This window comes from Candidatus Protochlamydia naegleriophila (assembly GCF_001499655.1).
GTDB lineage: Bacteria > Chlamydiota > Chlamydiia > Chlamydiales > Parachlamydiaceae > Protochlamydia > Protochlamydia naegleriophila.
The window spans coordinates 849,314-868,628 of record NZ_LN879502.1; the positions used below are offsets into that span (position 1 = coordinate 849,314).

The following is a 19,315-nucleotide window of genomic DNA, read 5'->3' on the forward strand; positions in this document are numbered from 1 at the left end:
TTAATTGTGTTAAGTTAGAAATAATTTGTTTTAAAGTCTAGGATTTTGATATAATTAATCATTGATAAAAGTTTTGGTTGACTTGTCAAGATGATAGTTTGTTTAAAATAAAACACTGTTTAAGTGCTATTGTTTAGTGATTTGAGAGGATTGGAACCGGTTGAAAAACAAAAGTTTTATTTAACTAAAACCATAAATATAAGCTAATAAAATTATTTGTTAAGGATAAAAGCATGCAAGCTAATCAGCCTCAAAATCTCTCTCCCCATCCTTTTTTATGGGCAGATTGGTTAAATTCTATCGCTGAGAATCCCCAGCACGGTAAAATTGTGCAAGAGGGTTCTAAATTCCGTTATTTAAATGACAAGCAAGCGGCGCAAACGGCTGCGGTGCGAGTCGTTTCTTTTCAGTCTATTTTAGAACTGACTCAGGCTAATTTAGAATCAAGAGATGTTTGTGCAGAAAATAAAACGAAAATGTTGAGCGGATTGCGCTATATTTCGAAGCAAAGGCAGGAGCGCTATCAAAATTTATTCTTCATTTTCCGGTGGTGTGCAAAGTTGTTAGGGGTGGAGAAAAAGCTCAGTGATGAGAAGGCTTTTATTGATCAATTAGCGGCAAATCCTGTTGCCGCGGCTTTGCAATCGCGTATAGCTCCTCAATCAAGTCAGGTTCCTTCGGTAAAGGTTGCTGCTCAAAGTCAAGTCAATGATCTCTCATCTTTCAACGAGTTTGTAGAGTATTATCATGGTTCGCTTTCTGAATCGGTCTATGCCTATTCCAATCATTTGAGAGCCTTGAAAAAGACCCTTTTACCAAGCGATCTTCAGAGAAAAGAAATTACCGCAGCAGAAAATGCTTTGGCTTCGCAGCTGCCGCACTGGCCACGCGTCAAAGACATAGTGAAAGTGTTTGGTGAAGATGTTTTACGGCCTACATTCAAGGAAACGATTGAAAATCTCTACCAAGACCACGTGAATTTCAAATACCAGCCTACTGCAGAACAGATCGAGAGAGATAAGACATTATTTCAGTGCACGGAAAGTGAAATCAAAGCGCTTTACGTCAAGCGCCTTATCAAGGCCGAGCGGACCGATTTTTCTTTATCCTTAATTACAGCTATTGAAACCACTTGGCAAGAGATGATAGCTAGGCAAGAGAAAAAAAGCGTGGAAGTACAGATTGAGCAGTATCGCGCACTCGTCATTCCAGGTGAAGATGGAGGAGTATTTCTTAAAGAAGACTTTTTGAATTCAGGAAGCTACAAGGCTGCTTTTGTCGCTACTCATTTTCTTCCAACCGTGAAGAGCGCTGAGCGCAGTGAATTTGTTGTTTTACAGCCGGCAGACAAGGTTGAAGAAGAGATTAAGCATTTTCAGGCTTTAAAAGCCCCTCAGCCAAGCAAACCTGGCACGGATTCAGATTCTGATTCTGATAGCTATGAGTATGACAGCGACTCGTCAAACTCTTTAGGCTCTTCGGTCGTGATGCATACAGTCGGAACTTCAGACACAATGATCAGACATGCAACAAGTTCTTCTTCGTCTTCAAGTGGGCCATTAACGATGATTTGCTTGGGTGGGTCGAGTGATGAACTCGATGGTATAGCCTTGGATCAACATAAGGCTGTCTTACAGGAAGGCTCTAGCCAGCCAGGAACGGGTTCTTCGTCTTCGAGTGAGGAGTCGTCGGGAACAATGGTTATCTTGAAAAGCTTGCCACATGATGAACCTCAGGGGATCATCTTGCAGGGGCAACAAGGATCCCCGAGCGATGAAATTGTCGAGTTGGATGATGATATGATCGAATCTGATGATCAAATGGAGCCAGATATCGTTGATCCAGAGCAGCCAAGCCATCCTGTTCGGTTGACTATCAATAAAACACTCATCCAGCCGCTTGTTAAAGCTCCGACTGTCAATTCTGTTTTTGATGAGGAAGCTGAAGCCTTTAAAAAAGAGGCTGAGTTGTGCGTTCGATTGGGCAAGCTTCCGGGGATTTGGCCAACGCATAAAATTACAACGGTCAATGGCCAGGTAGCCATCATTCAAAAGAAAGCGGGCTATGCAGTAGAAGGCAAAGATAAGCAAGCGATTGAGTTGTATGACATGGCACTTTTGGCGCACACAAGGGAGTTGTCTGTAAAAGATCAAATCGCCTTTTTAGATATGATCGAATGGTTTTTGAAGGGTGTTAAGAGCATTCATGAGCAAAACCTCATTCACCGCGATATCAAGCCAGGTAACATTCTTTGTACAAGTGATGGGAAAGCGGGGCTCTCGGATTTCGGATTGGTTTGTGGCAATGAATCTGAAGAAAGACAAACATTGATTGGAACGCCGTACTTCATAGCCCCTGAAATTGTTTATTACAACAATTCGCGCATTCAGGGAGAAAACTGGAAGAAGATTGACGGGAAAGCCGATATTTGGGCTGTGGGATTGACTTTGTGGGATATGCTGTCAGGAGAAAATGCACCGGCTCACCCGGCTAACGACAATATTGCGAGTCCAACAAGAGCCGTTCTATCCATGGGTCAATTATTTATCCCGATGCAACAAGCAAAGTACTACAAGCGGTATGAGACGGCCAGGACGGATCGCTACGGGATCATCGATGAGAATGGTCAAGATGAGCGGAGCAAAGGGTATAGAATGTCTCTGTTTCATTTGATCAAGCAATGTACTGAAGTTGAGCCGGAGAAGCGTCCAACGATTGATCAAGTCATGCAGCACTTCCAGACATGGAAGCAAGAAGCTGTTACCTTGCTCCAAGACGGCAAGATTACCTCTGTCATAGATGTCTTCTAAGACGCTCGATTTCTCTTGTAAAAGCCCAGGGCAAGGTCATTGCCCTGGGCTTTTTTTGGAGCCGAAATGTTAATCCAAATTGACACGCCTTGGATCTTAGCTGTTGCGCCTATTTGCGTTTGGTGCGAGCGTTTGTATCAGCGGAGAGGAGGGCGCCTTTAGGTTAGTGAAGGTACGCAGCTGATTGGCGGCGGCATTGAGCTCTTCGATTGTTTGGTGGAATTGATGATTAGACTGTGCCGTTTGCTGCGCCGTTTGGCTTAGTTCCCCTATGGCTTCATTGATTTGTTCGGCACCAGCCGATTGGGCCTGCATCCCTTCATTGACCATTTTAAATTTGGCGATTAATTCTTGCACCTGTTGAATGATTAAGGCCAATTGTTCACTGACTTTACCAGCTTGTTCGACTCCTATCCGAATATCTTGAGTAAAATCATCCACACCCATGACACTTGAGGAAACAGCGGTATTGATTTCATTAATCATCTTTTCAATGTCGAGTGTAGAAATAGCTGTTTGATCTGCTAAGCGGCGGATTTCCCTTGCGATGACGGCAAAGCTTCTTCCATATTCCCCTGCTTTTTCGGCTTCAATAGAGGCATTGAGTGAGAGAAGGTTGGTCTGATCGGCAACTTTGGTAATGGCTGTGATAACGCTTGTAATATTGCCGGCCTTCTCGTTTAAAATTGCCAGTTTGGCGGCAATATTCGTTGAGGCTTCCACCATTTGCCGCATGATCGATTCCATGTTAGAAAGCGATTGTTTACCGATTGTTGCTAATAGTGACGTTTGTTCGGCCGAATTGCTGATGTCATTCAAAGTCAGGACAAATTCTTTAGAGGTCGATGAAATTTCATTAGCCGCCACGGCAATTTCCCGGGTTGTAGCTTCTTGTTCGACGCTGATGACTTCTTGTTCCTTGGAGGCGGCCGACAATTGACTCGCTGAGCTTGTCAAAACGAATCCGAGTTGCTGCAAGTGGCCGATGATGGCTTCATAAGACTGGGCCATTTGATTGAAAGCCAGGACTACATGTGCGAATTCACTATCTTGATACGTATTTTGCAATCGAATGCTTAAATCTCCTTCACTCAACAGGTGAATGCCGCGCAAAAGTTCGTGAAATTGTGAAAGTGTTTCATCGAGTCTTTGGGCAAGCCGATTGAAGGAGGCTCCCAATTGGTCATATTCTTCTTGGCCCGTCTCTATCATGCGAGTCGATGTTTGTCCATCTGCAAGCTGGTTGACTGTATGGGTCACCTCTTTTAGTTGTTCAACTGTCTTGCGGCACATCGCATACCCCCACAGAAAAGTTGCAAAGGCCAGGATTAGTGTCAGGAGAGTGAGAAGCCAAAAGCGAAACTTTAAATGGCTTTGCTTTTGCAGGAGGAGGTGATGAATATCTTCATTTGCCTTATTCCAGAGCTTTAAACCGGGCAGGATGGCAGTGTTTCCAAGGCTTATGAGCTCGTCACTTGTTAGGTGGGGAGTTTGTGAATCAACGAGGTTTTGTTGAAGCGCATTGATTAAATCCTCAGTTACGCGATAGTACTCTTGAAAACTGTCTGAAAGAGTAGAGTTCGGCAGAGCGCGTGAGTGCCAGGTTCGCTCGATATGATCTTTTAGATTTTCGAGGCGAAGCTTCAAGAGGGCAATTATTGCGATCAATTCTTCTCTTGTCTGAGAGTTGAACTGTTGGTCCAGTAATGCTTCTCCAATACCAAAGGTGGCCTGATAGATAAGGGATTGCAAGTGAGGAAGTTCGATTAGAGTCGATAAAATTAAATATGAAGAAGGGCTCTGTTCAGTAGAGGGATAATAGGCTCCCATTGAGCCAAAAATTTTTTGCGTCTGCGCGATAATTTGCTTATGCCAGTGGCGATTGCTCTCTTGTGTCAATGGGTATTGATTGAGCCTTTCCCAGTGATTGGAAGTGTCTTTTGCCGCATTCGGAGCTAGGTCATCTAAAGAGGTGTTCGGATAGGTCGATGTAAGTTCGGCAATGTAGCTACTAATTTGGCTCTTTAGATAGTTCAATTCTTCGCTCAGCCCATTTTCCCCTTTCATCAGTCGGTGATGAAGCATTTGGTGTTGGGGAAGGGCATGAATCAGTTTCTTTAAGATCGTTTGATATTGGTTGCTTTGAATGCCAAACTCTAGCAGAGAGTAGGCTTGCGCGTAGGTCGAATAAGCAAAATAGAAAAGGGGGAACAAAGAGAGCCCAAACACGCAGGCTAAGAGTCGATAGCGTTGAAGAAGAGTAAAACGCATAGTTAAATACAAATAGTCTAGTTAAGAAGCTAGCCTTAAACTAGTCTATTCCGATCTTTAAAAAAAGTTATTTCTAAAACTTCGCTAAGCTTTGGAATAATTTTTTGAGTCCTCGTGGGCAGCATTTTTTCGTTCAGCAATTCATAGACTTTTTCTGATCAGTCGCTTAAAATGCTTTTGTTTTTGAAATGAATGCTTTTTCTTTGAAGTAAAGTTGAGATAAAAATGAACTTAAAAAAAATCCTCTTCCGCTTTGCTATTCTGGGTGTAATCTTTGCTGCTCTTTACGGATTAGGCCGTCTATACTTCCAGCTAACGGCCGGATTTACGATAGCTAATATTTCTTCAGATTTTGCCTATAATCCTGAATGGGAAGTTAGACCTTTATCGGCAGCTGAGCAAGATCAAATGAGCCGGGTTTTCGATCAGCCTTATCGCTATTTGGGAAAAGGATGCCAATCTTATGTGTTTATTAGCGAAGATAGGCACTACGTGATTAAGTTTTTTAAGTATCAACGCTACCGCCTTCAGCCTTGGTTAGCCTATGCCCCTCCTTTACCGGCCCTAGTTAAATACCGGGAAGAGAAAATAGAGAAAAAATGGAACAAGCTCGATGGCTTTGTCAAGAGTTGGAAGGTTGCTTTTGAGCATTTGAAAGATGAAACCGGATTGCTCTTTGTCCATTTGAATAAGACCGATACCCTCCATAAGCAACTGACCATTTATGATAAAATAGGCCAAGCGCACCTGGTAGATTTGGATCAGATGGAGTTTTGCGTTCAAGGATGCGCTCAAATGCTTTGTGATTCCTTGCTCGAATTTAAAAAGAACGGGCAGACAGCGCAGGCCCAACAGCTTATCACGGCTCTTTTAAATCTCATTCTTTCCGAGTATTACCGCGGACTTGCAGATAATGACCATGCCCTGATGCAAAATACAGGAGTTCTTCATGGACAACCGATTCACATTGACGTGGGACAATTTGTCCAAAATGAAGCCATCAAAGACCCAAGAGTCTATCATCAAGAGCTTTACACGAAAACGTACAAGTTTAAGCTGTGGTTGAATGAATTTTATCCTGAATTAGCTGAGTTTTTAGACCTTCAATTGAGCCAGATCATTGGACCAGACTATCTGACGATGAAGCCTAAATTTCGACCAAAATAAGAAAATGGGGGACAGCGCCCCCTTTTCGACTTGCGATTGCTTGTAAATTAGATTGTGCAAGAGAGCAGGTATTAGCGAATTTTTAAAACAATCTTACCTTTTGACTGCCCTTTCTGGTTCTTTTCTTGGGCTTCTGAGGCCTTTTCTAAGGGGAGTTCCTGGATTTGAATCGGGCCAACTTTCCCTTGTTGGATCAAATCTGAAATGTGCTGGAGCTCTCCGCCATTGGGAGTGACAAAGACATAGAGCCCTTTTGCATGATGGGCTTCGGAAAGGGAGTTGTCTGGCGGTTCTACAATTGAAACTAGACGGCCACCTTCTTTTAGCAGCTCAAAGCTCTTTTTTTGAGTCTCGCCGCCAACCGTATCGAAGACCACGTCAATGCCTTTTGGATAAAGAGCTTTGATGCTTTCAAGAGCATTTTGCTGTTTATAATCGATAACTATATCTGCTCCCAATTGTTTGACATAAGCGTGATTGGATTCACTGGCCGTTGTCAGGACACAGGCGCCTGCCAGTTTGGCAAATTGAATCGCTAAACTGCCGACACCACCGGCTCCGGCGTGAATTAAAACGATCTCTCCCTTTTTGAGCTGTGCTGAGTCAAACAACGATTGCCAAGCTGTCAAACCAGCGAGTGGAATGGCGGCTGCTTGAGCAAAAGAAAGGGCGGCAGGCTTAAAAGCTACATTGTCGGCTTCGTAGCAAATGTATTCGGCGTAGGTGCCCCATTTGATTGTGGGTTTGCGACAATAAGCGAAGACAGAATCGCCTACTTTAAATCTTCTAACATTTTTGCCGACAGCTGAAATAGTGCCCGTTGCATCCCATCCTGGAATGAGAGGGAATTCATGCGGTACGCGATTTTTCAGGCGGCCTTCCCGAATTTTCCAATCGACTGGATTGACAGCCGCATACGCAATTTGGATTTGAACTTCGCTTGGACCTGGCGAGGGAGTTGGAAGCTGCGCTAATTTCAATCGGTCGGCTCCCCCAAATTCTTCAAGAACGATGGCTTTCATGGTGTGCTGATTCACAGTTTTTCTCTCTACGGTTAGTTTGATAAGTGGCTACGAAGCATCCAGGCACTCTTTTCATGGACACTCAGCCGCTTGGTCAGAAGATCGGTTGTACCGTGATCCCCGAGTTCATTAGAACGTTCAATTCGTTCCCTTAAATGGCGACACATGGCTTCGTGATCTTCAAATAGCTGCTGAAGCATGTCATCGCTGTTTTCATCCCCATTCGATTCTTTGTAGGATGTCATGTCTAAAAATTGCTTAAGTGTGCCGGGAGCTCGTTCGCCTAGTATGCGAATGCGCTCAGCTAGTTCATCAATGGCTTCGGCTAGTTCTTCATATTGTTTTTCTAAGAATTGATGCAAGGCATAAAAGCGAGGGTCGACGATATTCCAATGAAAATTCTGCGTTTTTACGTACAGGATGTAAGTATCAGCGAGAATCAAATTTAAAAATTGGGCAATTTGCTTGTTCCGGTCTAAAGTGAAATTAGTTGTCATGGCATGCCTTAGCTAAATAAGAATGATTTGGAAAGTCAGCCGTTTAAAGTCGAGCCCAGGCAGGGCCTGGGTTCGCTTAGCTTTTGAAATCTCTTGCGCGATCGTTTTAAGATTTCGGACGAGTCGTTTTTGTAGGTGTTTGCGCTTCTGTTTCTGCCTCGTCATTGATTCCTTGGCTGAAAAAGCCGCCTTCGGCAATATCAGTCAACTTTTCGTCTGCAGAGCTTTCTTCATCCAATGTTTCTTGGAGGAGGTCTGCAATCTCATCAAAATTGAAGCGCTCGTTAATCTCTGACTGGTTTAAATGTCTCGCTAGTGCTCTTGCAGACCCGTAACTGGCAATTTCATAATGCTCTACTTTTTGGCAGCAAATAATTAAACCCGCATCTTTGACGGATGGGGTCGTTTTTTTGGCTATCTCTTCTTCCGCTTCTTTCATTAACCCAGCCATAGCTGTACACTCGACACCAGTTGGATTTTCATTCAGCATTTTGAAAATTTTCTTCAAGCGCAGGACCTGATTCTTCGTTTCATCAAGATGATGAGCAAGCGCCTCTTTTAATTCTGCATGGGTTGATGCTTTGATGACTTTTGGTAGGCCGACAACGATTTGATTCTCTGCATCAAACACATCTCTTAACAATTCAAGAAACAATTCATAAAAAGAATTTTGCTGCATCACAACCCCCCTGTTTAAAAAAAGTTTAGCATATTTGGATGTTATAGCAATGAATTGATTGCAGCAACTCTTTTAATTTGAAATGATTGATTTCCTGGAATGCCAGTCTTGAGTTGGATTTCTTACGGCACCCGCAGTTATTCTAGCGCTTGGGGATGAAGCGATGCGTGAAAGCTAAAGGATCAAATTTAATAGGAAGAGTTACCATTAAGGGGACTGCAAAAAAAATGAGCTTGAGGGCGTTTAAACTGGGCGATTCGTTTACCCATATCCTCGATGCTGAGACCAGGTTTTGGGTTTTGATTCAAGAGCCGCCTTTGTTTAAAATAGTTTTTTACAGGCGATGATTGGGTGGATTCTTGATTTTCCACGATAAGTATAGCTCCAAACGACATTCTGTTAGGGCATTGTCTACATATACACAAATAATTGAGTTAAGTTATAAACCAATTGGGATTTACTTGGGAAAAATATTTGAAAAATATTTGTTGATGGCCGAGATTCAATTTTTTGAAGGGAGATTAAATGGCGATTTTTACTCAAGCCAAATGGCAAGACTTCTATAGTCAGATAAACTTTAAACTGGCTTTGAAAACTAGCTTAGCAGCTTTGTTGAGTTTATATGTCTGCCATGAATTGGATCGCTTCATTAAACATCCAGATGCCTTTATCAGTGGTATTTGGTGCGTTGTTGCCTCAATTTTTGCTTCTCAGCCTACACTTGGTGGGACTTACAAGGCCATTTGGAATCGTTTCTTAGGTGTTTTGGTTGGATCGGCTTTAGGGGGCTTTTTTGCAAGCCAATGGGGGGCGCATCCTTTTATTTTGGGAGTAGCCATTTTTTGCACCGCATGTATTTGCTTTGCCAGTGGATTGAAAGAAAATTATCGCATGGCCTGCCTATCTTTGGCTGTCATCATGATTCCTTGGGGAATCAATCCAAGCATTAGCCCTTGGATTTATGCATTCTTTAGATTTTTAGACACGTGTGTGGGGCTTGGAGTTGCTATGTTTGTTGCTCAGGCTGTCTGGCCATCGCAGGCATTGACGACAATGCAGTCTCAAATGGCCGATATTTTATCGCTTGTACGGCAATTTTATGAGTACACATTAGTGTCGAGCAGTCCCCATAAAAGCGAAACGATCGCTGATGATCTCATCAATGATGTGAATCAAGCCTTTATTCAAGCGCACTTTAATCTGGAAGAATCAAAGGTAGAATTACTAGTAGGAATGTCTCCTATTACTATCTGGGTAGACCTATTGAGTTGTCTTGAGCGTTTGTGGGAAAGTGTTCGAGATTTGAAAAAAGTTTTCGACCCATCGATGCTCGAAGAGGTTTTTGATGAAGAACTGAAAAAAGAGGTGCATCATTTAAGCGAGCAGATCGATTTTATCTTGAAAGACCTCTCAGAAAAACTTAAAAGTGGGCATTCAAGCTATGATTACGGACGCATTGCCGTGTTGCAAGAAAGCTTGATAGAGGAGCTTGTCCGGTTTCGCGCGACTCGAGTCATGAAGAAATACAGCTTAGAGCGCGTAGAAAACTACTTTGTATTTTTCTATAACTTTAAACACATTCTGAATGAATTACAACAGCTTAATGGGATCATCGATCAACAGCTAGCAATAGAGTAGGGTATGAAGAAGAGATATTTGTTTATCCTCGTGCTTGGAATGGCGGGAACGCTGGCTCTTAGCCTGGCTGCCCTTTTCAATTTCAAATGCTTGCTTGCCTCTTATGAAGAGCGACGGAGATTGTTTGTACAAGAAGAATCTTTGCATAAGCTCTTAGCGGCGATCAAAGATGCTGAGATAAGTCAAAGAAGCTATCTTCTAACTGGTAAAAGCAATTATTTAGAGCCTTATTATAGTACGTTGCACACACTAGATTCTTACCTATCTCAAGCACAAGAAGGATCGCTACCTTCTCAAATAGCTCTTTATCAAGAGTTGAGCCGGCTAATTAAGATGCAAATACAGTCTATGAGTCAATCCATTGACAAGGTTAAGTCGGAAGGAATAACTGAAAGCCAAAAAAAAGAAGGGGGAGTGGGCAGTGAAAAAAGGGTAATGGATAATATTGGCTCTCTCATTGTTCAGCTTACCAGTTCAGCAGAGAGTGAGCGGGGGTATAAGGAGGCTGACATCGAGCAGTCGTCTGACCGGTCGCTATGGACAATGATCGGGAGCGTTGCATTAGTCAATTTTATTGTCGGATTTTACTCTTATTTATTTTACCGGGACTCACAGCGCTCCCTGAAAACGTCTAAGGAATTAAATCAAACGTCTCATATCTATCAGACCATTCTAGATACTACCAGGCAGGTAATTATTAGAACCGATAACAAAGGTGTTATTGTTTCTTTTAATAAAAAGGCCGAAAAAATGCTGGGTTATCGAGCCCAGGAAGTCATTCATAAGACCTCTATTTTGAATTTGTATGACAAAGACAACCTGCATGACAAACTTACCCATTTATATCAACGTCCTATCGAGCTGCCAATCGGCTTCGACCTGCTCGTTTCGCCTACCCGTTCGCTTGTTTGGGCAGACTCGGAATGGCTCATGAAGAAGAAAAATGGGAATGTTTTTCCTTGTTTGCTATCCATTACAGCTTTAAGGGACGAGCAGAATCAAGTCATAGGATTCTTGTTTATGGCATCCGATCTTACGCAAGATAAAAAACTGGAAGAGCATGTTAAAGTTGCACATGATGCTATGGAAGCAGCGTATTTGTCTAGAAATAAGTTCTTATCTAGCCTTGGACATGATTTTAGACCTCCTTTAACAACCATTGTAAATGGCACTAATCTTTTGCTGAGAACAAAAAGTGATCATTTAAATGTGCAGGAGCGTACGATTTTGGCTCAAATATTAACGAATAGTCAGCAAGTTCTTAACTTGACTAATCGCATTGTGGAGTTATCTAAAATAGAGGGGGGATTAGTTTCTTTGAATCCTAAGGAGTTAACTCTAGATGTCTTCATTGAAAAAATCATTAAAGAGGTCGAGATACAGCAGTTAAATAGAACTAAACAGGTTCAATTTCAATCTGAAATTCCCCATTCACTAAAGCCTCTAGAGACAGATCCTGAAAAATTGCACGATATTCTAATTAACTTAATTCAAACCGCACTTGCCTTCCAAAAAACGGATCAAATTATTGTGCATGTCAAAGCCGACCCTCAAACACTTTGTGCGGCAGAAATAGATATAATGTGCCTAGAAGATGGAAGTAAAGGCAAGACTGTCAAAGAAAGCAAGCTGCAGGTAAAGCCTGAAAGAGAAGCCCTAAGCTTATCTCTTGCACAGTCTATTGCGAAAGTGCTCGGATATCGTGTGACAGTTTCTAAAAGAGGGGAAGGAATGTGGGTGTACACTCTTGTTTTATCGCCTAGATTGTATTCGGGAAAGAGCGTGCAATAGGAGAGAATGGGTAAGCGTTGCTATTAGTCCAGGCGTGTCCCCTGCGAGCACTGATCGCAGGGGATTTTGTAGATGGTTTAAAAGCTAAACCACGATTTTTTTGGCTTAGTCTTTCCTTCTAACTTGTCGATAGCTTCCAAAATGGTTTTTTCTTTAGCTTGGCTGCCTTTAAATTTTTCAAATTTTTCAGTCTCTTTATTGACAACGACAACAGATGGAGTTGCACTAATGCTGTAGCGTTTGACAATGTCATCAAAAAATTCTGTGCCATTCTTAACATCTTCGAAAGAAAGCTCTTCGAATTTTAACTTTTTAGTTTTAGCCAGCTTGGCTACATCGATATCGGTTGGCTTTTGAGTTTCATCTGTCAGATCCATTAAGCTTTGGCGCGCAGTTAAGTATTTGGTTTTTTCGTTAATCAAAAAAGATAAGTGATAGGGAGAAAAGTTTGCGCTCTGGCGATTGATTGGGAAGTCAACGAAGTAAAAGGCTGCTTTGGATTTAAGAGCGGTGTAGAGTTGTTCGATTTTAGGCTCTAATTTTTTGCAAGAGCTGCAGAACCAATCAGAGACAATATAAATTTCAATTGGGCTATCAGCTTTTCCTAAGACCAGGCGTTGTTTAATCTCTTGAATATCTTCTTCATCCGCATGAGCGGAGGAAGGGGTAAAAAAAACTGCACACATGAATGCGAATAGATAAGCTAGAGGAAAAAAAAGGCGTTTATTCAATTTGTTCATGGTAACTCCTTGAGTTCATTTGTTCATTGTATTCAATCGATCATTCAGGTGCATAAATCCTTAAATGAGTTCTGTCTATCATCAGAATCTTATTGCAAATATTTACGTACAAGATCGATCAAATCATTAGGAAGAAAAGGCTTTGTTAAAAACTCATTTAACCCCGCCTCTTGACTGTATTCTTGAATTCCGCGCATGGCATGCGCTGTCAGGGCTATGATGGGTACGGTTTGATAATTAGTTTTTTTTCTTAGGAGGCGGGTGAGCTCCATCCCATCCATATCTGGCAAAGAGAGATCCATTAAAATCAGATCTGGCCTGTGAGATTCACAATACTCAAGAGCTGAATGTCCATGCGCCATGACAACAGTTTTAAAGCCATAATAATTGAGAATTTTTTCTGCCAGCAAGCTGTTATCTTCATTATCTTCAACGATTAAAACTTCTTTGGGTTCATTCATAGGTTTAACCTGCGTTTGGATCTACTGCGTTTTGGAAAGGATGACAGAAAAGATGCTTCCTTTGCCTTTTTCACTCTGTACATTAATCATTCCACCATGTAAGTCAATAATTCTTTTGGAAATGGCGAGTCCAAGTCCAGTTCCACCATATTTCCGGGTAATGGAGCTATCAGCTTGGGAAAACGGTTTAAAGAGCTTAAGCATTTCGTCAGCCGATAAGCCAATTCCTGTATCTTCAATGCGGATTTCCACCTCTTGGGAATGGTTGATCAGATGAACGTTAATGGATCCCGCCTCTGTAAACTTGACGGCATTGCCCAGTAGATTTAGTAATACTTGTCTAATGCGCAGCTTGTCAATTTCCATCAAGATATAGGGTTTATCAATAGAAAGATTAATAGTTAAGTTTTTTTGTTTGGCCAGAGGCTGAATTTCTTCGACGCAAGAGGTGATGATTTCAACAATGTTTTGAGGAGTAATTTCTAACTCCATTTTACTGGCTTCAATTTTAGCGAGGTCGAGGATGTCATTGATTAAAGTGAGCAAATGAAAGGAGGATTTTTCAATTTTTTTGAGGCTATCTGTTTGTTGAGAATTAATGGTACCATCCATTCCCATCAATAGGCATTGATCAAATCCAATAATCGCATTGAGAGGAGTTCGCAGTTCGTGTGAAATGGTTGTTAAGAACTCACTTTTGGCTTCATTTGCAGCCTTTGCGTCTCTAATGGCCTTAATGAGCTTGGTTTCGTACTCCTTACGTTCTGTGATGTCTCGGACAATAATCGTATCAAAATACAGCAGGCCACTTTTCCAGCGCGTATGAGAAATTTCAACAGGAAAAATGAGCTCTTGCTTATTTTTCCCCTTTAATTCGACGGGCTTTGTGGCAATTTCAACCAGATGCATGTCTTGATGGGGAAAGATTAAGCTTAACGGTTTACCCAACATCTCGATTTCGCTAAAACCGAACATTTGCTCTGCACCGTAATTCCACGAGACAATTTCTCCTTTTTCGGTGATTGAAATGATTGCGTCGATAGACTTTTGGGTAAGAAAACGCAAACGCTCTTCACTTTCCTGCAGAGCTTTTTCGGCCTTTCTTCGCGCAGATTGTTCTATCATGATTGCAATGATATCGGCAATGGTTTGTCCAAAGTGGCGGTCTTGTAAATTCCAGTCCCGGTGTTCCCTTGTTTCTTCACAGCATAGAACTCCAAGCAGTTTGCCTTCAAAAATAATCGGAATGTCTAGTTTAGAAATGATGTGAAAAGAAGCCAGATAGGAGGCGAGCTCTTGATTGAGCTCTGCATCGTCATGGGAAGGGATGGTTAAATGAGAGTGCATCGTTAGGGCGTGAAAATAATGGGGAAAATAGTCGGAAATAAATTCTAAGTGATTGGAAAAAGAATTGGTCGAAAAAACATAGAGCCCTGCGCAGGATAGAAGGTGGCGTTGATCTTCTTCTTCGTAAAACCAAATGCTTACCCGGTCAACCTCCATGACTGAAGCCGTTTTTAAAATGACTTCCTGAATAGAGCTCTTTAATTCGGAAGTTGTAAACTTGGTTAGGTATTCTAACGCTTCATGTCTTCTTTGCAGGTAGTGTTGGGCTTGTAAATATTCCTCTTCTATTCGCTGCCTTTCGTGGATTTCCTGTTCTAAAATGCGGTTGGTTTCGGCTAGTTCTTCGGTCCGCTTGTGTACCTCTTGTTCGACTAGGAGGTGTCTGTTTCCTAGGACTAAAAAATACAATGCTGTCAGGGCCGATAATAGAGTGCCGATGATTAAAACTTCTAAATGGCTCCAAGGGTTAGTTATGAGGGGTGAATTGGCGTTTGGAAAGGCTCGTACAGTCCAGACCTGGTCTCCCACATTAAAGCTTAAGTTACGAGACCAGTATGTGCTGGAATCGCCCTTGGGATGTGGAGAAGATTGGCTTGGATAGCGAGAAAATAGACGTTTGTTTGACTCGGGTAGCTTTTTATAAATTTCAAAATTTAGATCGATAGGAATGCGGGAGACCACTTCTTGCAGGATTTTCTCGAAGTCAGAGAATCCAATGATAATTCCTTTTAATGGAAGGGAGGCTTGCTCTGATTTTAAATCCGGCGATTCCCAAAAGATAGGGCTTAATAAAAAAAAGCCCGTGCGTTCACCTTCTCTGTAGAAGGTTACCTCATCTGATACGATTAGCTTCGTAGAGGTCGCAGCTAGGCTGAGTAAGTGTTGAAATGAGGCATAAGCATTGCGGTCGATGTATAGAGGCTCGGCTGTACTTAATTCAAGATAGTCTAAAGAGACAAACTGGCTAGTCTTTGGATCTTGGGCATCAGGTGAAATAAATTGGATGTATTGTTTTTGGTCAAAAGAAATTTTTGAGTCATCCGAAAGGGGCTTCCACCCAATAGCGATCAAATTGGGATACAGGTCAATTGAATTGAGAGTAAAGGTGCGAAACTCTTCTTTTGTGACATTCTCCGATGCGTAAAACAGTTGAGTAATAAAATTAAATTGTTCGACTGTTCCTTGAATTACTTCTTGAATCACAACTAAATCGATATCGGCTAAACGATCGAATTCTGCGTGCGTGCGGTTATAATCCTGCGTTTGATAGAAGCGGAATGCCGCACCAGTCAAAAGGAGGCAAATTATAAAAATAGCCAAAGGAAGTCCATAATGCTGACTATGGGCTAAATAGCGGCTCCAAGGAAATTTAAATGGGTTGAAGGTCATTTTGACTCATTTTCAATGAGTTGTGCTAATTTAAAGTAATCGGTATTTTTGAACGGGCCCGTAAGATTGATATATACAACTCCATCATTTTTCTTCAATTGGACTTCTTATTCATAATTATTTAAATTCTATCTTTTTCAAAGAGTCTTTATAGGAATTTAAACAGGGTGAAAGATGAAGTTTTTAAAAGACAAGACAACCTTTTTTTTAGCATGCATGCTTTGTGTTCACTTGGTCGGATCAGGATTGCAGGCCGCTCAAGTTGGGCGAAACATTGAAGATTATAAGATTGAGAAAAGAGTCGACCAGCTACTTCTATTGATTCAAAAAAGGCTTGTCATCATGCACGAAGTAGCCAGGGCAAAATGGAATCAAAGTCTGGCGATTGAAGATCGAGAGCGTGAAAAGCAGATTTTAAGAGGCCTCATTGAACAAGCGCATCTGAGAGGATTAAATGAGAAGTGGGCCGCGGTGTTCTTTTTGGCTCAATTTGATGCGGCTAAAGAGATTCAAAAAGGAGATTTTGCACTTTGGCGCCAATGTAGGGCGCAAACATTTGAAGGAGTTATAAGCTTAAAAGAGGATTTACGTACATATATAGATCAGATCAATGGAGAGATGATTGAACTATTAAGTCAGATCTACAGTCAATTGCCTATTGTTGAGGGACTGATTCTAGAAAGACCCCTTTCGATAAGAGCCACAGATGACATTGAGGAGAATATCTGGCAGTTAGCTATCTCGCCACTTAGATCATGATTGCGACCCAATGCCTGTCATCAACTTCAGAACTAAATTTTTTTTGCTCTCATCTGTATATTCTTTACCTTCTAAAAAAATTTAGATATCCCTGGTTTTGAAAAAGTTTTGAGTCATTAAATAGGTGCATTCATGCTGTCTTTTTTTTCGAAGAAATGGGAAGAGCTTTATTCCTGGTTACAACTAAGGAAAAAGCCATCCATTCAAGATAGTGCTGATCAACGCTATCTATTATGCGTAGATGACGATCCAGATTTTTGCTTTTATATCCAACGGCTGGCTAAAGAGTTGGAGATTACTTTAGATAAGGCTTATTCGATTGCCGAGGCTAAGCAGAAAATTGAAGAAGGGGGGATCTATCAAGCTTTTATTATTGATGGGCATCTTCCAGATGGCTCTGGATTCGAATTAGTTGCATGGCTAAGAGAAAAAAAAGACTTGGATGCACCGATTGCTTTCCTATCCCGCATCTATCAAGATGCAGCCAGCTTTCGCATCTTAAAAGAAACGTTGAAGGTCGATTTTGTTTTGGATAAACCCATCAATCCAGGCGAAGTGAAGCGACTTCTTAAGCAAATGTGCAGGATTGAAGCGCAACTATCTGAACCGAGCGAAGAGGATATTTCGGATAATTTTTTAGCAGAGATTACAGAAAGATATCAAAGATCAATCAGTGATAAGCTAGAGCGTTTGGAAAAAATGATTCTAGCCATTCAGAAGGCTCCGACGAGCGAGCATATGCAAGCCTTTAAAATGGAAATTCACAAGATTGCGGGCAGTTCAGGGTCCTATGGATATCCGCGTGTCGGTGAGCTGTGCAAAGAGATGGAAAAAAACTTGGCCGATAAAATAGAGCTTGTAAAGCTTGGAAAATTTAATTCTGCGTGGCTTGCGAGCCTGGATGAATTTTTCACTCAAATTAAGCTGAATTTCCAAATACCACAAGCCGAAGAAAAAAAAGAAAAGCTTAAAGCAACCGATTTTTCTTTATTGCCATTAATTTATGCTGTGACGAATGAGCCTTCCTTGCTGTCTCTTTTAGAGACGACGCGGAGCTCAGGGCAAATTTTCCGTGTGTTAACAGAGCCTGATCCGCAAGTTGCATTGGAAAAGCTGGCCTTTTCCGAGTTCGCTCCTCAAGTTCTTTTAGTAAATGCCCGTTATGGCAATCAAGGGGTATCCGGATACGATTTAATTCGCCCTTTTTATCAAAAAAAAGAAGAGCGAATTTCTACGGTCGCCATGGCGGTGCCGTTCGAAGACGCTAGTGAACAATCTCGGGCGATTAAAAGAGGAATTCAATTTGTTTTGATAGAGCCTTTATCTAAAGAGACTTTTTGGCCTTTGCTTGAACAGGCGATGATGAAGTTTGCTTTAAAAGGTTATCGTATTTTGGTTGTTGATGACGATCCGGATGTTTGCCAGTATATTGCGCTGGCACTTAGGTTGACGGGTGCGGATATAACTGTTGTACAGGACTTTGCTGATTTGCAACACACATTGACTCAGCAGTCCTTTGATGCTATTTTATTAGATGTCAATTTAGCCGAGGAAAAAACAATTGCTGCCTTGAATGCTTTAAAAGCTGTAAATAGAGATCATTTAACCCTGCCCATGGTTACAGTGACCAAAGATATTCATTTGGTTCAGACGATTTATGATGCGCGGGTCGATGATGTCTTATTTAAGCCCCTAGAAGGGCGTTCTTTGCAAAAGCGGATCTTTGACTTGCTTTCCAAAGCCCGTAAAGAAGCATCTAAAAAAGATCGGGACACCTTGACTGGTTTGTTTAATCTGTCTTACTTCTATCAATGCCTACAAATTCCTCTCGATAATAATGCTGAAACATTGGTTGCCTTTGAAATTAAACAATTAGCCGAGTTGATTAAGATTTCTGAAAATCGGACCGAAGAAGAGATTGTTACTCATATCAATCAATCGCTTGATCAGCTGTTAAAAAAATATGAGATGGCAGCCTATGCAGGAAATGGTCGGTTTGTGCTGCTTTTTAAAGGATTAGATCCGTGGTTCTTACGCCTTTTTATGAGCGAATGCCTAAAAGAATTGCATCAGGACATTCAAGAACTGATGCCAGAAAGCACGCCCATTCGTTTGATTGGTACGGTTATTCCATTACAAACGACTTTTAGGAGTTTCGATCAGATGGAAAGCGAAATTCAATCGGCCTTGCAAGAGGTAGCTTCCTATTCCAATCAACTCGTTCTTGTAAAAGTGTGGGTCGAAAATGAAATTGTTGAGCCTGTCGAGAGCAGTAAAGCCTTGATTGTGTCGGATCAGCTGGACCGTATAGAATCCTTAGAGAATGCCTTTCAGCAGCTCGATTGCGAAGTGAGTTTGGCAACAGATTTGGAAGAGAGGCTATTTGAGCGTTCCTCACAAAAAAAACAAACGGCTCTACCGCTTCTTGTGATGGTAGGAGAAAGCGCCATTTCACAAGGCATTGCATTGCTGCAAAAATTGAGCGAACAAAACCAGTGGCATTTGCCAGTGCTCTATTTTCCAACCATTCCTTCCTTGGACAAGTTGCAAGAATTGCTCGGTGAAAGCGGAGTCAACTATTTGAACTATCCCTTTAACTTGATGATTCTAATCGAAACAGTTGGTGAAAATTAGTGTGAGACAGGGAGAAGAGGGGCCATTGTGTATGTATGGTCAATAGGCTCCTTAGGCCCTGATTGCCCCCCAAAAAAGTTAGGATGTCGGGGAGCAATCAGGGCCTAAGG

13 protein-coding genes are annotated in these 19,315 nt (G+C 41.7%); 6 read left to right on the forward strand and 7 right to left on the reverse strand.

Annotated elements, in window-relative coordinates; all coding sequences use genetic code 11:
* Window positions 1-233: 233 nt before the first annotated feature.
* The gene (locus tag PNK_RS03525; protein ID WP_059060330.1) at window positions 234-2,810 is read left to right on the forward strand and encodes a protein kinase domain-containing protein; all 2,577 of its coding nucleotides are present in this window, start codon (window positions 234-236) and stop codon (window positions 2,808-2,810) included.
* Between the two features lie 96 nt (window positions 2,811-2,906).
* Here the strand turns inward: PNK_RS03525 and PNK_RS03530 are convergent, their stop codons facing one another.
* Window positions 2,907-5,081, reverse strand: a complete 2,175-nt coding sequence (locus PNK_RS03530) for a methyl-accepting chemotaxis protein (protein WP_059060332.1) — start codon at window positions 5,079-5,081, stop codon at window positions 2,907-2,909.
* Window positions 5,082-5,306: 225 nt separating this feature from the next.
* Here PNK_RS03530 and PNK_RS03535 point away from each other — a divergent pair, with 225 nt between their 5' ends.
* Window positions 5,307-6,248 (forward strand): hypothetical protein, encoded by a 942-nt coding sequence (locus tag PNK_RS03535; protein ID WP_059060333.1) that lies wholly within the window; start codon window positions 5,307-5,309, stop codon window positions 6,246-6,248.
* Window positions 6,249-6,319: 71 nt separating this feature from the next.
* On the opposite strand, the gene PNK_RS03540 is transcribed toward PNK_RS03535, so the two are convergent.
* The 3 genes from PNK_RS03540 to PNK_RS03550 all read right to left on the reverse strand — a co-directional run bounded on the left by PNK_RS03540 (window position 6,320) and on the right by PNK_RS03550 (window position 8,446).
* Window positions 6,320-7,285 (reverse strand): NADP-dependent oxidoreductase, encoded by a 966-nt coding sequence (locus PNK_RS03540; RefSeq protein WP_231909286.1) that lies wholly within the window; start codon window positions 7,283-7,285, stop codon window positions 6,320-6,322.
* A 17-nt stretch (window positions 7,286-7,302) separates the two neighbouring features.
* On the reverse strand, window positions 7,303-7,767 hold the full coding sequence (locus PNK_RS03545) for a Dps family protein (protein ID WP_059060335.1): 465 nt from the start codon (window positions 7,765-7,767) through the stop codon (window positions 7,303-7,305).
* A gap of 106 nt (window positions 7,768-7,873) precedes the next feature.
* On the reverse strand, window positions 7,874-8,446 hold the full coding sequence (locus PNK_RS03550) for a ferritin-like domain-containing protein (RefSeq protein ID WP_032125253.1): 573 nt from the start codon (window positions 8,444-8,446) through the stop codon (window positions 7,874-7,876).
* A 525-nt stretch (window positions 8,447-8,971) separates the two neighbouring features.
* On the opposite strand from PNK_RS03550, the gene PNK_RS03560 reads away from it, so the two are divergent.
* Window positions 8,972-10,084, forward strand: a complete 1,113-nt coding sequence (locus PNK_RS03560) for an FUSC family protein (protein WP_059060340.1) — start codon at window positions 8,972-8,974, stop codon at window positions 10,082-10,084.
* Between the two features lie 3 nt (window positions 10,085-10,087).
* Window positions 10,088-11,875 carry a CHASE3 domain-containing protein gene (locus tag PNK_RS03565; protein WP_059060346.1) on the forward strand — a complete coding sequence of 596 codons (1,788 nt, stop codon included), beginning with the start codon at window positions 10,088-10,090 and terminating at the stop codon, window positions 11,873-11,875.
* A 77-nt stretch (window positions 11,876-11,952) separates the two neighbouring features.
* On the opposite strand, the gene PNK_RS03570 is transcribed toward PNK_RS03565, so the two are convergent.
* The 3 genes from PNK_RS03570 to PNK_RS03580 all read right to left on the reverse strand — a co-directional run bounded on the left by PNK_RS03570 (window position 11,953) and on the right by PNK_RS03580 (window position 15,812).
* A complete protein-coding gene (locus PNK_RS03570; protein ID WP_059060347.1) occupies window positions 11,953-12,615 on the reverse strand; it encodes a DsbA family protein in 663 nt (220 codons plus the stop codon).
* An 89-nt stretch (window positions 12,616-12,704) separates the two neighbouring features.
* Window positions 12,705-13,076 carry a response regulator gene (locus PNK_RS03575; RefSeq protein WP_032125257.1) on the reverse strand — a complete coding sequence of 124 codons (372 nt, stop codon included), beginning with the start codon at window positions 13,074-13,076 and terminating at the stop codon, window positions 12,705-12,707.
* Between the two features lie 21 nt (window positions 13,077-13,097).
* Window positions 13,098-15,812, reverse strand: a complete 2,715-nt coding sequence (locus PNK_RS03580; protein WP_059060349.1) for a sensor histidine kinase — start codon at window positions 15,810-15,812, stop codon at window positions 13,098-13,100.
* A gap of 174 nt (window positions 15,813-15,986) precedes the next feature.
* Here PNK_RS03580 and aroQ point away from each other — a divergent pair, with 174 nt between their 5' ends.
* Both aroQ and PNK_RS03590 read left to right on the forward strand, forming a co-directional pair.
* Window positions 15,987-16,571, forward strand: coding sequence for a gamma subclass chorismate mutase AroQ (aroQ, locus tag PNK_RS03585; protein ID WP_059060350.1), 585 nt, complete (start codon window positions 15,987-15,989; stop codon window positions 16,569-16,571).
* A gap of 132 nt (window positions 16,572-16,703) precedes the next feature.
* Window positions 16,704-19,205, forward strand: coding sequence for a response regulator (locus PNK_RS03590; RefSeq protein ID WP_059060352.1), 2,502 nt, complete (start codon window positions 16,704-16,706; stop codon window positions 19,203-19,205).
* Window positions 19,206-19,315 lie beyond the last annotated feature (110 nt).

Excerpts from the sequence above, each read along its gene's own strand:
- PNK_RS03525 (WP_059060330.1), top strand. The coding sequence starts at position 234 with ATGCAAGCTAATCAGCCTCAAAATCTCTCTCCCCATCCTTTTTTATGG.
- PNK_RS03530 (WP_059060332.1), bottom strand. The coding sequence starts at position 5,081 with ATGCGTTTTACTCTTCTTCAACGCTATCGACTCTTAGCCTGCGTGTTT.
- PNK_RS03535 (WP_059060333.1), top strand. The coding sequence starts at position 5,307 with ATGAACTTAAAAAAAATCCTCTTCCGCTTTGCTATTCTGGGTGTAATC.
- PNK_RS03545 (WP_059060335.1), bottom strand. The coding sequence starts at position 7,767 with ATGACAACTAATTTCACTTTAGACCGGAACAAGCAAATTGCCCAATTT.
- PNK_RS03550 (WP_032125253.1), bottom strand. The coding sequence starts at position 8,446 with ATGCAGCAAAATTCTTTTTATGAATTGTTTCTTGAATTGTTAAGAGAT.
- PNK_RS03560 (WP_059060340.1), top strand. The coding sequence starts at position 8,972 with ATGGCGATTTTTACTCAAGCCAAATGGCAAGACTTCTATAGTCAGATA.
- PNK_RS03565 (WP_059060346.1), top strand. The coding sequence starts at position 10,088 with ATGAAGAAGAGATATTTGTTTATCCTCGTGCTTGGAATGGCGGGAACG.
- PNK_RS03570 (WP_059060347.1), bottom strand. The coding sequence starts at position 12,615 with ATGAACAAATTGAATAAACGCCTTTTTTTTCCTCTAGCTTATCTATTC.
- PNK_RS03575 (WP_032125257.1), bottom strand. The coding sequence starts at position 13,076 with ATGAATGAACCCAAAGAAGTTTTAATCGTTGAAGATAATGAAGATAAC.
- PNK_RS03580 (WP_059060349.1), bottom strand. The coding sequence starts at position 15,812 with ATGACCTTCAACCCATTTAAATTTCCTTGGAGCCGCTATTTAGCCCAT.
- aroQ (WP_059060350.1), top strand. The coding sequence starts at position 15,987 with ATGAAGTTTTTAAAAGACAAGACAACCTTTTTTTTAGCATGCATGCTT.
- PNK_RS03590 (WP_059060352.1), top strand. The coding sequence starts at position 16,704 with ATGCTGTCTTTTTTTTCGAAGAAATGGGAAGAGCTTTATTCCTGGTTA.